Raw genomic sequence first — 14,780 nt, forward strand, 5'->3', positions numbered from 1 at the left:
TGTTAACAGGGCGTACAGTAAAGTAAAATATTACTCTTGATTTACATCAAGGTCTTTGATTTCTACTGTACCTTTAATGCGTTCTCTTTGTTTATAAAGCTTGCGAATTTTCTTCCAAACTTGTGGTGGATATCGACCAAATTGAGCTAGCCGCTTCATTAAGGGATCGGTGATATAGCTTCCGTCTGCTGCACGATATCCATATGTTATTCCACCTATACCTTCTAACGGAGCCCTGTTAATAGCTGAAGAGGCTCCATAGGCTCTATGCGTGCGATATAAATCCACGATATGCTAATCATCTATTGTAAGCTTAAACCCTTTAGATGACTCTACAGCATCTTTTAAAGAGCCATTAGTATAGTGTTCAATATGAGACTTTAAACCTTGTTCAAAGTCGTCAAACAAGGCTTCTGTTTGCTGGTAGTAGACGGATAGGTAAAGCCTATCTTTCCCTTTAATTTGCATACCTCGGTTAGAATTATCAAATTCCTCACCATTGTCTGCTAGTTGGTAATACACTTTGCTTCCTATATAGGCTTCTGGGCGAAGATTTGGGCTGCCGATATTCCCTTGATGAAAGCCGTACATTACAATCGGTTTACTTTTGCCAAACTTTTTAAAGACAATGTTGTGTTGTATGTCATTTAAAGACAGGCTATGTCCCATAACAGTAATAAATTCCTCATCAAGTAATGAATTATCACCAAATAATGAATTATCACCAAATAATGAATTATCACCAAATAATAAATCTTCAGTACTGAAGATAGGGTAGTGCTCAATGAGTTTCTTTAATAATGCTGTGGTATATAAATTTAGCCAATAAGCGAGTTGCTCAGATAGGACGAGCTCATTAAGAGGGATTTGTTCAGGAACTTGTTCAAGGCTCAGACGTATTTTTCTAAAACCAGTTTTCAGGTTTGCCTTTACAACTTCTTCATAATAAAAACGGTTTGCTTCTAAAGCAGTATCGTTATTTTTATGTGCTCGGGTGCGTGTCCCAATGCTTGATTGGCCTTTTCGAAAACCTCGGTCTGAGCGGCCTAAGTCAATAACAGTGATTTTAAGCAACTGATCTAAATCACCATAAGATATTGTTAAATCATTATCTAAGCCGAAATCGGCAAATTCTTCTGGTAGAGTGTCTAGTTTTGCTGACGAGTATGCAGTAAAGAAAATTGTGGTAATTAATAAGAGTGGTTTAAGCATAGCGAACTCCCTGTTCAGAAAAAGCCACCCATCACATTCTTTTGACGAGTGGCTATCTTATTTTAATTCTTTGAATCAAGATCCTTAATCTCAACAGAGCCACTGTTGTCTTGGCGCTTTAAATTAAGTTTTTTGATTTTTTCTAACATTTCAGGAGAAAAACGACCAAAATCCATGGTGCGCATCATAATTGAATCAGTAATGTGACTAACGTTTACTGCCCCAATACCAGCGCCACTACCTTCAGGGCCGATAGGTACTGCAGAGTTGCTTACAACAGCATTTAGCATTGCCGCAGGGTTAGTTGATGCAGAACCGCCATAGTCACGGTCGGTGCCATATAAATCAGTGATACTCCAATCTTCAATATCAATTTTGAAGCGCTTGGCGTATTTAACATCGCTTTTCATTTGACCTTCAGCATAGTCTTCTAAGTGCTCACGTAAGTCATTTTCGAAATCTGAAAATAAAGACTCAGCTTGTTCATAATACTTAGACACATAAAGGCGGTTTTTACGCTTAATTTGCATGCCTCGATTTGAGTTTACAAACTCTTCACCATTTTCAACAAGTTGATGGTAAACCTTGCTACCTTTATACGCTTCATCTCGAAGGTTTGGGCTACCAATGTTACCTTGATAAAAGCCATACATAACAATTGGCTTCTTTTTACCGAATTTTTCAAAAACAATTTTATGTTGAATATCATTGAGTGAAAGTTTGTAACCGGCAACGGTTAAAAACTCATCTTCTAAAATTGAGTCATCACCAAAAAGAAGATCTTCCGTATCACGAACAGGGTAGTGTTCAATTAACTTTTCAACCATCGCTGTATTATATAGGTTAAGCCAATATGCCAATTGTTCATCAAGGCTTAAATCGTTTAATGACACTTCACTCGGTACCTTTTCTAAGCTAAGCCTAATTTTGTGAAATCCATCTTTTATGTCTGATTTAACAACCCCTTCGAAGAAAAAACGATTGGCTTCAAGCGCAGTATCATTATTTTTGTGGGATTTCATGCGTGTGCCAATAGAGGATTGAGATTTACGAGAACTTCGATCTGATTTCCCCATATCTATTACGGTCATTTCAAGTAGCTTATCGAGATCCTCGTACGAGACTTTAATGTCACGATTGAGACTAAAGTCAGAAAACTCTTCTGGGAGTTCATTTATTTTTGCATACGAAGAAAGTGAGCAAAAAGTAAATGTAATTAGTAATAATTGTTTAATCATGGTTTTTCCTTGTTGTTTTAACAATCTAACTATTGCTGATTGTTACATTTTTTTCAAGTGAACATGTACCGAATATATAACTGGATCCAATGTTTACCCTAGTAAATAAGGAGGTGTTGTAAATTGTTGGTTAAGTTGTCTTCCTGTTTGTAGTTAATAGAATGTTCATTCTATTAACTTTTGCATTTTTAAGTCTTGATTTTATCATTACCCTTTAATTTGACCTGTTTAATTGTGAATTGACCGTAATTGCTGGGTGTTTATTTTTTTATTTTTATTTTTTACCAGATAAAAAATCTAAAACAGCAAAGCTTTAATTATTGCTTTTTTTGCAATTGATTGGTTGGTTTTGTGCCTGTACCTATATTAATGCCAAAAATGTGGATTTTTAAATTCTTTTATAACTTGTTGTAAACACTGTTATGTTCTTTGTAATTCAAGGGATTTAAAGGTGTTAATGTTGTTTTTTTAATTTGGGTGTTCTTATATTTATTGTTAAAAGTTGAACTTTTGCGTTACTGAAGTGTTGACCTTTGAGAGTCGCGAGTATTATTATCATGGCTCAAAATGACTGTGTAATATGCATTTATTTTGAATAACTATAAATATTCCATGAATAACATGGACCAGGGAGAATCAAATGTTAAATAATAAAGTTTCAAAAGCTGTTCGCTTAGCGGTTGCTTTTGGTGCAGCTTCTACTGCTGCATTTTCTGCAAGCTCATTTGCAGCAGACGAAGAAAACGCAGAAAAAGTTGAACGTATTCAAGTTACAGGTTCACGCATCAAACAAGTAGACCTTGAAAACAGCTCTCCAGTAACTGTTTTATCAGCTGCAGAAATTAGCCTTTCAGGTGAGCCTACAGTTGCTGACGTTTTAAATAACCTTGCTTCTAACTCTTTCGGTTCTTGGAAGGGTGTATCTGGTTACGGCGCAGGTGGTGCAGCATCTTCTAACATCAACTTACGTGGCCTGGGTTCTGATGCGACACTTGTATTATTAGACGGTCGTCGTATGCCTGGTACAAGTTCATCTTCAGGTTCATCAGCAGATACTTCAATTATCCCAATGGCAGTTGTTGAGCGTGTTGAAATCCTTCGTGATGGCGCATCAGCTGTTTATGGTTCATCTGCAGTTGCTGGTGTAATCAATATCATCACTAAGAAAGATTTTGATGGCGTTAGCGTTAAATACGATTACGAGGTACCTAAAGTAGAAGGTGGCGAAAGCAAAACTTTCTCAATTACTTCAGGTTATACATCTGAAAAAGGTAATATCATTTTCACGTATGAGAACTCACGTGACAACGCAATCTTCGACAAAGAAATTTGGGCGATGGACGATCCTACGTACGGTGCGTACAGTGGTTATAGCCATGTACCAAACTATCGAATTGGTGGTGCAGGTAGCTACATCTCAAACCCAGAGTTATGTGATCAAACAGCTGACGTAGTGAATGCTATGGATGAAAATGGCGTTGGCGGTTGTTTATATAACTACGGTAACGTTACAAAATTCTACCCAGACGTAGAAAATAACTCATTCTTAACAAACTTTAACTATGAACTAACTGATAACATCCGTTTTGTTGGCCGTGCAATGGCAAGTTTCAACGAAACAAATTCACGTTATGCTGGTACTCCAGTATCTACGGGTGCTGTATGGATGGACGCTGACAACCAGTATAACCCAGAAGGCGAAGACATCCGTCTTTACATGCGCTCTGTACCAATTGGTAACCGTGACACTAAAACAGAAGTTGTTACAACTGATATCGTATTAGGTCTTGAAGGTTTCACTGATATTGGCAATGGCCTTGATTGGGAAATCAACTACCAAAATAGCATTTCTAAAACAAACGTTTTCGGTAGTAACCTAGTTAACGACGTAATGTTACAAAACGCGATTGATTCTGGTGAGTACGATATTCTTAATACTACTGGTATGAGCTACGATGAGTGGAACACTCAATTAACTGATTTATACCAATATGCAGCGCACACTGGTACTTATGAAGGTCGTTACGAAAGTCAACAAATTGATGGTTTAGTGTCTACTACTTTTGTTGATAACGGTGACTTCGTTATTGCTGGTGTTGTTGGTGCTGAATTTGAAGAAATTGATTTCACTCAAGTATCTGATCCTGAATCTGCAAATGGTTTCATCTCTGGTGGTTCAGGCGGTGATGACGTGTATGCAACTCGTGACCGTACTGCTGCTTACATGGAAATCCAAGCAAGCTTACCATACGAAATTGATGTAACAGTTGCTGGTCGTTATGAGAAATACGAACAGTCTGGTATGACAAACCTTGGTGAAAAGAGCACTACATTCGATAAAGTTGTTCCAAAAGTAGGTGTTACTTGGCGTCCAACTGAAACATTATTAATCCGTGGTTCTTGGGGTGAGTCTTTCCGTGCTCCTAACATGGGCGAAATGTTCCAGTCTTATGCATTAAGTTTCCCAACTGTTCGTGATACAGCATGGTGTGATGCTAACCCAGGTCAAGCACTAGAAGGTTACTGTTCTGACGCTGGTGAGCAAGTAGCGACATGGTTCGGTGGTAATGCAAATCTTACTGAAGAAACAGGTGATTCTACGACTCTTGGTTTCGTATGGGATATCGTTGATGGTTTAGCCGTAGAATTAACTTACTACGATATCAGCTACGAGAACCGTATTGATGACGTAAGCACTACTGAGCTTCTACGTATTGAACAAGAAGAGGGTGGTTTAGGTTCTACGCCAGATGCTATCGACCGTGCTAATGGTAATGGTCAAATTGATTACATCTACACAGGTTATATCAATAAAGCATCACTACAAACGTCTGGTATCGACTTCTCAACTCGTTACAAGCATGAAACTAGCTTCGGTGACTTCGGTGTTATGCTAAACGTTTCTAAAGTTATGGAATTTGAAGAGAAAGCTGACAAAGATGCAGAACCATTTGATTATGCAGGTCTTCAAGATTACCCAGATTGGAAAGCTGATTTAGGTGTTAGCTACTCTTATGAAGACTACAGTGCGTCTTGGACTATGTTCTACGTAGGTGCACAAGAGTCTGGTAATGAAGAGTGGGGTGTTGATTACCTTGCTGATGTACCTTCATACTTCAAGCATAATGCTCAGTTCACATATACTGCACCAACAAATACTAAAATTTCTGTAGGTGTTAACAACGTATTTGATAAGAAAGCTCCTTCTTGGTATGACGGCTTCCGTGACTACCGTGATTCAAGCTGGTCATTATACGATCAAACAGGTCGTTCAATGTACCTTCGTTTAGAACAAAAATTCTAAACTTTGAAAACAAATTAGTATAAGCAATAAAACCCCGCGACATCGCGGGGTTTTTTTTGTCTAATTCTCGTTTCTCAATACTTAAAAATGGATTCATCAATATTAGTTGTTGTTAAAACTGCTGTGCTTCGGTTTGCAAAAACTTAATTACAAACCTTTTGTCTTAGTCTGATTTTGTGCAAACAGTCGTTCTTTCTAAGAAAAATCTTTAAGTTATCGAATAAAGTTCCCAGTAAATAGTGTTGTTGTTTTCGCAAAAACGAAAGCTTATTGGTTTTGTTTTTTGGAACTATCTTTTAGAGCTTTAATGGTTTTTTTATTGTATTAAAAAGGCTGTGTCGGATATTTTAAAATTAGTTTGTCCCTATTTTTAAAATAGCGGTTAATGGTGTATGAATGGTTTTGGGAGTATTTTTAGATATAACGAATTACTGGATTTTACATTAAAAAACAAAGGTTAAAAAACTGTTGACCAAAAGTTGTCCCTGATATTAGTATTTAATTCCCTTATAGGGTACTAGTACCTCTTTAAGGGTTAAAATAAATTAATAAAGTCATAACATGGATATGACCAGGGAGAATCAAATGTTAAATAATCAAGTTTCAAAAGCAGTTCGCTTAGCGATTGCTTTTGGTGCAGCGTCAACTGCTGCATTTTCAGCAACGAGCTATGCTGCTGATGATAAAGGTGTAGAAGAAGTTGAACGTATCGCCGTAACAGGTTCACGTATTAAACGAACTGACTTAGAAGGCTCAATTCCTGTAACAGTTATTGACCGTGCTTCAATCGACTTTTCAGGTCAAACTTCAGTTTCTGATTTGATCCGTAATACAAGCTTTAACTCAGCAGGTTCATTCCGACCTCAATCTGGTAGTTCAGCTCAAGGTGTTTCGCAAGTTAACTTACGTGGTTTAGGCGCATCTCGCTCTTTAATCCTTGTAGATGGTCGTCGTCTTCCTAAATCACCATCAACTGGTAATTCTCAAGACTTAAACTCAATCCCTATGGCTGCTGTAGAGCGTATCGAGATTTTATCTGATGGTGCTTCAGCTGTTTATGGTTCTGATGCGATTGCGGGTGTAATCAACATTATTACTCGAAAAAACTTTAATGGTGTTGAGGTACGTCTAGGTGCGGGCGATGTAAGTCTTCCTGAAGAAGGTGGTGACCGTGAGGAAGGCTCTGTAGTTTTCGGCTCATCAAGCGATAATGCATCAGTGATTGGTGGTATTTCTTGGAATAGCCGCGATATTATTTATGAACACGATTACCCTTGGGTTCAACCTGGTGCATCTAGCTTTGGTGTGAACGCTTTAAAAGAAGCTGGTTACAGATCTATCATTTCTCAAGAAGAATGTGACAGCTTAGAAAACTTCATGTATGGCTCTACGGGTGCCTGTGGTTATAACTTCAACGCAACCAATGCTAATGAAGCATCAACAGGTAACCAATCTGCTTTCCTAAAAGCAGAATATGAGATAAATGACGATTGGAAAATCTTCTCGCATACTCTTGTTTCTAAAACAAAATCATTTGGTCGATATGCTCCTTCTTTGAATGATGCAGGTGATGCAGCTTTCTTATCAGATGATAGCCCTAACAACCCTATTAACCCAAATAGCCCTTTTTACGATGCAGAATTTGCAAGCTATATGGCTGACAAACGAGCTGGTGAAATTGCCAATGGCGATGATCCAAGTTTAGTTCAAATCCGTCACCGCTTTGCTGCATTGGGTAACCGTGATAACAACGTAGATAACTGGTCTACAGATTTCTTATTCGGTGCTGAAGGTTCAATTGGTGATGTTTTTGTTGATTTTGGTGCACGTAAGACTAAAACTAAAACATACGAAATCGGTCGCAACTACTTAATGGGTAGTAATGCCCGTGCTGCAATGGATAGTGGCGCTTATATGTTAAATGACCCATTTGGTGATCGTTTTACAACGGATACTGAGAAGAGCGATTATCAAGAGCTTTTAAGCGGTCTTAAAGTAACTACTTCTCGTATTGGTGAATTCAATCAAGAAGAGCTATTCGCGTCAGCATCATTCGATGTCATTGAAATTGGTGGTGGTATGATTCAAGCGGTAGTCGGTGCAGAATACCGTAAAGAAGAGTATCAAGATACTTATGATTCACTTTCAGAAGCTGGTCAAGTCGGTGGTTCATCAGGTAACAGTGCGGGTGGCTCTCGTGACGTTAAAGGTGCTTACTTCGAAGCATTGTTCCCGTTAATGGATGATCTTGAGATGACTCTTGCTGGCCGTTATGATGAATATTCAGATTACGGTAGTGATTTCTCGCCAAAAATCTCGTTTAAATACGATGTAATGGAAGGTTTAGTTCTTCGTGCTTCTTATGGGGAAGGCTTCCGTGCTCCAACACTTGATATCACGACAGCTAAGCCAGCACCTGACAACCCAAATGTTAGCGATGACCCTTCTTGTCTAAACTTTGGTCTTGAAGCTGGTTGTGACGTTCAAGTTAACGCAGTTACGCTTGCTAACCCAGAAATTGGTTCTGAAACATCTAAACAAACGTCAATAGGTTTAGCTTATCAACCAACAGATTGGTTAAACTTCTCTGCAGATTATTATGATATTGAAATATCAAATATGATCCGTTTCTTTGGCGCAACAACTATTCTTAACCGTGAACAAACAGGTGACCCAATTCCTGCAGGTTTAGGTGTAGAGCGCTTAAGCAATGGTGGTATCGACTTAATCACTCAAGGTTATGCTAACGAAGGTAGCTGGTCTATAAATGGTTTAGACTTGAACTTGAATACAACGTTTGATTTTGGTGATGCGGGTACATTCAAGCAAACTCTACAATGGAGTCACCAGTTTGAAAGCGTTGTAGATGGCGGCCGTAATACACTTAAAGATCCAGGTGAGCCTCAAGACCGTGCTGTTCTTAACAATACGTATACTTGGAGTGACTTTGACTTTGTATGGAATATCAATTTAATTGGTAAGCAATATGAAGACGTGACTCAAAATGATGATGGTTCTTTAGATAAGACAGGTAATATTGCAACTTGGGTAACACATGATTTACAAGTTACATATAACATGTCTACGGGTACGCAGATTTCTCTAGGTATGCAAAATGCCTTTGAGAAAGAGCCGCAATTAAGCCCATTTGGCGGTCGTAACTATAACTTCGATTTATATGACGCATACGGACGTATTACATACCTTCGCTTCCGTCAATCATTCTAAATAAAACAATATGAGGGGTGGGCTTAAGCCCACCTTTTTTTGGAGTAAGTGTGAAACATTGGGACTCATATTGGCTATCGACTGAAACTTTAAGCAGTTTTGCCCAAAGTAATCACAAAGATGGTTATCAAGGAGATGTTTTAAATTTCTGGAATGCCATTTTTAGAGAATTTCAATCATCAGCCAAACTTTTAGATATTGGTTGCGGAAATGGTGCCTTGGCTGTTTTAGCTGAACAATATCCAAATGAATTTGAAATTACGGCAATTGATGCTGCGAATATAGATCCTACTAAGCATTTTAACGACAATGAAAAAGTTTCTCTTTCACTAAAAAACATCAATTTTTACAGTGAAATGTGTTGTGAAAAGTTAAACTTTAACGATTCATCTTTTGATTACCTCATTAGTCAATTTGGCATTGAATATTCAGATCTAAACTTTTCTTTTCTTGAAGCTAATCGAGTACTTAAAAGTGGTGGCGAACTGATTGCTTTAGTTCATCATAGAAATTCTTTCATTACCCAAGATTGCCAACAAGGAATTAAAGTAATTTCACAATTCGTAAATCAAGATGGGCTCGCATATAAAGTTAGAAACTTTGTTAATTTCTGTAGTAATTATCGTCTAATAGAAAAGCCAACGGCAAAAGAACAAAATGAATTCCTACAAAATAATGAGAAGCTGTTATTAGATTTTAAAAAAGTTCAAATTAATTTTAACTCTGAAATTGAACAAGATTGGTTTGGGCAGTTAGCAAAAAGTTTTATTCCGATGATAGTAAACTGGAGGGAAGTAGCTGTTCATCAAGTTGAGAGTTTGATTGAGGAACTTGCTAATTATAAATTACGGATAAATGAGCAAATCGAAGCCTCTTGGAGCGAAGATGATCAAAAGGCAATCATTTCTAATATGAGCTCAAGCTGGGAAACCTTTGATATTACGCCCAAAAAAATTGATGGAGAATTGTTCTGTTGGGTATTAAGAGCTAAAAAGTTACAGGAAAAACACTGATATCTTTCGCTAAGCACATAATTGTGTAGAGTGTAAGCTTTAATAATACAGTGTATTGGTATTGTAAGAATTTGGCTAAATGAATTTCAACTTCAAGCTATAAACAATAATTGTGTATTCAAATTACACTGCTAGAATATATTTAGTTATTGCTTTTTTAAATGGTCAGGCTCTGATAAGACTACTTCTGTTTTACTTTTCTATTATTACGCTTTCATTTTCTGGTGATGTGTTTGCAACACAACTCAAAGCGGGTATCGTTAACTATAACTTTTTCCCTTACCATACTCGCGACGCTGATGGCCAGTTCTCAGGTGTAATTGTTGGTTACAGTAATGAAATCGCTCGTTTGGCCGAAGCTGATCTCGAATACCGCGTTTATGATAGCCTAGATGAGCTTTTAGATGCCCTTAAAGCTGGTGATGTTGACTTTGCCGTCGGCTTAAATAAAACCTCACAACGTAAAAAGCACTTTTTATTCTCAACGCCATTCATGGAAGCGCCAAGAGGTATTGTTGCGAATAAGTCCATCGCGAATGATGCATTAAAAAATTTGGCTAGCCTGCGATGGGTGTGTATTACGGGGAGTTCGCACTGTGAATATCTAGTAGAAAATGGTGCGCTATTTATCAACCGTTTTATAAAACCAGAGGACGCCTTTAAAAAAGTAGCTGATGGCTCATTTGATGCGTTTATGGGTGATTACTCGGTTTTATCTCACCAACTTAAAAACCTTTCCCAAGAAAACCTGAAAGTTGTAAGTCCAGTTTGGTTATCCAGTGAAACCCTGCATGTTATGTTTAATAAAAATAATACGGCATTACGTAATCAGGTTAATTCGGTATTAGCTGCTATTTCTCCTACAACTAAACAACTATGGGAAAGCTCTGCCAGTGAAGAGTATTTAGCAGCAAAAGCTTATAGCCAATTTAAGCGTGATTTCAATCAGATTGACAAAGTGGAAGATAATAATTACTTACTCACTTTTTCTTTTGTAGATGGCTTATTTCCAATTCACGCAACCAGTAATATAGGCGAAGCAAAAGGCTATTTAAACGACACTTTGGAACTATTAGCACAACGAAGTGATTTTCAATTTAAATATATACCAGCTGCCAACTCTCAAGAGCTAGAAAGGCTCTTTTTAGCTAATAAAATTGATTTAATTCCAACTATGAACCCCACAAAAATAGAAGAAGGTGTGTTAATTGCGTTACCTTCTCACTATAGTTTAGAGATGGTGTTAATCTCTAAACGAGCTAGTCAAACCAAGCGAATTGGCTATTTAGAGGTGTTCGCCGATCCTAAACAAAAGCTATTGACCAATGAATTAGTCGAAACAGTCTCATTTGATTCAATCAAAACGCTGTTTTATGCATTGAGAAATGACAACATAGATGCGGTGATACTACCGCAAAGTATTGCGGCGTATCAGCTAAACCAATTTTATATTGGTGAGTTTTATATCAATCCAAAATACCGTTATACCCAGCCTATTTATTTTTTAGTGAATAAACACTTCTCAGAATTTGCGACTCTGCTAGACAGCCTATTTAAAACATTGACCAGCAATGATTTTAACTATGTTGTTAGTCGTCACGGCATTTTTAGTATTGAACGTGGTTACGACCGTAAAACTGTTAATACCACAGCTATTCTCATTTTAATTTTGATTGCTGTGTCGGTAATTTATTTTATTAGCTGGCGATTAACTATTAATCGTGAAATTGCAAAGCGCAAAGATGCTGAAGAAGTGGCTTTAAGTAAGCTTAATTTTACCCAAAAACTGATAGATGACTTACCCACTATGGTGGTGATACAAGATCAGCACCAAAAGCGTATTATGTGGAACAGAGCTTATAAAGAAAATTTTGCTCACTTATGGGATGAAAAAAACCAATATTTGCGCGGAGATATTAAAGTCGTAAAAAAACTGATTTCGCAAAATGAGCAAAGTTTAAATTCAGGCAAGGTAATCAATCAGCATATAAATTACACGAATAAATCGGGTAAAGAGCTGGAGTTACTTTACACCAAAAAGCCATACTTGGGCTCAGGGGGTGAATTTGCAGGTATTATGACGGTGATCACTGATGTAACTGAACATCGTCACCTTCAGCGTGAGAATCAATCTGTACAGCAACTATTACAAACCATTACGGACACAATACCTGGAGGTGTATTTCAGTATGAGTACTACGATGACGGTGAGGGTTGTTATACCTATATTAGTAAAGGTGCACAGAGTTTATTAGGGATTACTTCGCGAATGATTAACCAGCGCGGCATGACGGGATGTATTTCGCCGCTTATTGTTGATGAAGACCGAGTGCAAATTGCAAAGAGTTTTAAAGCAGCGAGTAAACTCAACAAAATGATTGATATTGAGTTTCGGATAAACAACCTAGGCCAGCAAATTTGGTGTCGTTTTATTGCCAATGCAGAAACTAATAAGCGCGAAAATAAGCAGGGTGTGCGTTGGAATGGTATTTTGCTTGATATCAGCATACTCAAACGTCAGCAGGAAGATTTGAATAAAGCAACGGAGCTTGCACATCAAGCTCAGTTGGCGAAAGGTCGTTTTATTGCCACTATGAGCCATGAACTAAGAACACCTATGTCAGGAGTAAATGGCTTTATAGAGCTTTTAAAATCATCATCACTTGATGAAGAGCAACACTATTTAATCGAGCACATAGAGAGCTCAGTAACAAAGCTTCGCACTTTAGTCGATGATATTTTATATTTCGCAAACAGTAGTACAGGTAATATCGAAGTCGACTTAAGAGAAACCGACCTTGAGGCGCATTTATGCCGTGTTATGCGTGCTCATGAGTACCTCGCTAAGCAAAAAGGGCTCGCTTTCAATGTACTATGGCGTAAAGCTACTTTTAATTTGGCTTTGGTCGATATAAGTCATTTGATGCAAGTGCTTTCTAATGTACTAAATAACGCCGTGAAATTTACAGAGCAAGGGACAATAAGCTGTGATGTTTTATTTGATAAGCAATCTTTAAAGATTGAAGTATCAGATACAGGTAAAGGTATGACAGCCGAGCAGTTGGCTAATATATTTACCCCTTTCGAGCAGGCAGATAACTCTATTCAACGTCGCTATGGTGGTACTGGATTAGGCTTAAGCTTGGCAAAGCAACTTGTTGAAGCTATGCAGGGTGAAATCTCCCTATCAAGCACCTATGGTAAAGGCACTAATGTTTATATTTCAGTACCACTTAAAAACGCAAGTAAACAGAAGTTACGAGCTTTGTCAGTTAATTGGGCTGTTTGTACCCAGCACGATCAATTACAAAATAACCTAGCCAGTATGGGGGTGAAACACTATCAATTAAGTTGGCCAATTGATAAAGACGCATTTGAACAAGCTGATAATATTCTCATTGACGAGAGTTATGTTAATGCACTGTGGGGCGCTAATTGGCAGCAATCAATTAGTAATGCAAGTAATAATTATATTTTAGTAGCATGCGCTAACAAAGTGCATACACCAGCAAATTGTTGCTGCCATATTCTACCTATTGAACCATTGTATCCAGATACTTTGAGAGAGCTTATAAATAGTGCACACATTCGCTTGGATGATGAGATGCTAACGCAAAGCTATCCGTTACATGGGAAAATATTAATAGCTGAGGATAATAAAACAAATCAGTTATTGCTCGAAAAACAATGCCAAAAACTAGGAATTAAAGCGGTCATGGTTGACGATGGTATTGCTGCTCTAAGAGCACTTGAAACAGGGCATTATGATTTATTATTAACAGACTGTCACATGCCTGATTTAGATGGATTTCAATTAACTGAGCAATTACGCAGTCAAGAGAAGTTTAAAAATTTGCCAATTATTGGCTTTACTGCGGATGATTCTAAAGAGTGTTTAAATAAAGCATTAAAATCAGGAATGAGCTGTGTGTTATTTAAGCCATATAAACTCAATGAATTATATAATCGACTAGCTGAGTTTATAGAGTTAAGTAGTGATGATTTGCCAATTACAGATGATAATCCCGATTTAAGCTTACAAGGTATAAAAGATAAACAGCATTGGTTAAATGTTTTCGGCAATGAGAATGATGCAAAAATGCTCGCAGAGGTATTTATTACTAGCTTGCAAGCAGACTTAAATTCCTTACAAGAGCAAATAAAAAATCAAAATTTAGAAAAGGTTTCTGGCGCAATACATAAACTTAAAGGCGCTATTGTAATGCTTCAATATCCTCCTTTATCTGAGCTTATCGTAACGACCGAGAGTCGTTTTAATCAACTGCAAGATACATTAATTGTCGAAAAGTTAATTGCAGAGCTAAGCGATGTAATAGATAAAATAAAGCTATGGCTATAATAAAAAGATAGGATAAAAAATAAACATGGAATAGATTATTTCATTAAATCCACATATACTAGCTACTGTTAAACTTTTAACTTAACTTTTAATACTTAAGAGAGCTCTCAATGAAAGAAATCCGATCTTTTGTGAAATCTGCGTCATTATCTGAATTAGAAAAAGCAAAACAGCTAATTGACACAGCAATCGAGAAATATACTCAACAGCAAGAAGCTAAAAAAGAAGTACTCGATCTACTAAAAGAAAAAGGACTTACATTAGAAGATCTACAGGATGTAGCAACAACTGATAAGCGTACTAAAGTAAAACCAAAATATCGCATCGAATTTAATGGTGAAATTGTTGAATGGACAGGCCGTGGTAAACGTCCTAAAGCTTTCCAAGGTGTAGATCTAACAAAACACCTCGCTTAATTTTTGCTT

At 37.3% G+C, this 14,780-nt stretch carries 8 protein-coding genes; 5 read left to right on the plus strand and 3 right to left on the minus strand.

The window, feature by feature from the left end; genetic code table 11:
* Nucleotides 1–30: 30 nt before the first annotated feature.
* The 3 genes from J3455_RS05905 to J3455_RS05915 form a co-directional block, all read right to left on the minus strand.
* The gene (locus J3455_RS05905) at nucleotides 31–159 is read right to left on the minus strand and encodes a hypothetical protein (protein WP_349561335.1); all 129 of its coding nucleotides are present in this window, start codon (nucleotides 157–159) and stop codon (nucleotides 31–33) included.
* Between the two features lie 135 nt (nucleotides 160–294).
* A complete protein-coding gene (locus J3455_RS05910) occupies nucleotides 295–1,212 on the minus strand; it encodes a DUF547 domain-containing protein (RefSeq protein ID WP_349561337.1) in 918 nt (305 codons plus the stop codon).
* Nucleotides 1,213–1,274: 62 nt separating this feature from the next.
* Nucleotides 1,275–2,450 (minus strand): DUF547 domain-containing protein, encoded by a 1,176-nt coding sequence (locus J3455_RS05915; protein ID WP_130051828.1) that lies wholly within the window; start codon nucleotides 2,448–2,450, stop codon nucleotides 1,275–1,277.
* Nucleotides 2,451–3,090: 640 nt separating this feature from the next.
* On the opposite strand from J3455_RS05915, the gene J3455_RS05920 reads away from it, so the two are divergent.
* From J3455_RS05920 to J3455_RS05940, 5 genes are all read left to right on the plus strand, one after another.
* The gene (locus J3455_RS05920) at nucleotides 3,091–5,754 is read left to right on the plus strand and encodes a TonB-dependent receptor (protein ID WP_167658864.1); all 2,664 of its coding nucleotides are present in this window, start codon (nucleotides 3,091–3,093) and stop codon (nucleotides 5,752–5,754) included.
* 585 nt (nucleotides 5,755–6,339) lie between these two features.
* The gene (locus tag J3455_RS05925) at nucleotides 6,340–8,982 is read left to right on the plus strand and encodes a TonB-dependent receptor (protein WP_167658865.1); all 2,643 of its coding nucleotides are present in this window, start codon (nucleotides 6,340–6,342) and stop codon (nucleotides 8,980–8,982) included.
* Nucleotides 8,983–9,032: 50 nt separating this feature from the next.
* Nucleotides 9,033–9,995: a class I SAM-dependent methyltransferase gene (locus tag J3455_RS05930; RefSeq protein WP_349561339.1), complete on the plus strand. Its 963-nt coding sequence runs from the start codon at nucleotides 9,033–9,035 to the stop codon at nucleotides 9,993–9,995.
* A 229-nt stretch (nucleotides 9,996–10,224) separates the two neighbouring features.
* Nucleotides 10,225–14,355: an ATP-binding protein gene (locus J3455_RS05935; protein ID WP_349561340.1), complete on the plus strand. Its 4,131-nt coding sequence runs from the start codon at nucleotides 10,225–10,227 to the stop codon at nucleotides 14,353–14,355.
* A 110-nt stretch (nucleotides 14,356–14,465) separates the two neighbouring features.
* Entirely contained in the window at nucleotides 14,466–14,771 is a 306-nt protein-coding gene (locus J3455_RS05940) for an H-NS histone family protein (RefSeq protein ID WP_063707100.1), read from the plus strand.
* The last annotated feature ends 9 nt before the right edge of the window (nucleotides 14,772–14,780 follow it).

It is taken from the genome of Pseudoalteromonas sp. NFXS39 (genome assembly GCF_040148775.1).
In the GTDB taxonomy this organism is placed as follows: Bacteria; Pseudomonadota; Gammaproteobacteria; order Enterobacterales; family Alteromonadaceae; genus Pseudoalteromonas; species Pseudoalteromonas apostichopi.

Excerpts from the sequence above, each read along its gene's own strand:
- J3455_RS05920 (WP_167658864.1), top strand. The coding sequence starts at position 3,091 with ATGTTAAATAATAAAGTTTCAAAAGCTGTTCGCTTAGCGGTTGCTTTT.
- J3455_RS05915 (WP_130051828.1), bottom strand. The coding sequence starts at position 2,450 with ATGATTAAACAATTATTACTAATTACATTTACTTTTTGCTCACTTTCT.
- J3455_RS05940 (WP_063707100.1), top strand. The coding sequence starts at position 14,466 with ATGAAAGAAATCCGATCTTTTGTGAAATCTGCGTCATTATCTGAATTA.
- J3455_RS05905 (WP_349561335.1), bottom strand. The coding sequence starts at position 159 with ATGAAGCGGCTAGCTCAATTTGGTCGATATCCACCACAAGTTTGGAAG.
- J3455_RS05910 (WP_349561337.1), bottom strand. The coding sequence starts at position 1,212 with ATGCTTAAACCACTCTTATTAATTACCACAATTTTCTTTACTGCATAC.
- J3455_RS05925 (WP_167658865.1), top strand. The coding sequence starts at position 6,340 with ATGTTAAATAATCAAGTTTCAAAAGCAGTTCGCTTAGCGATTGCTTTT.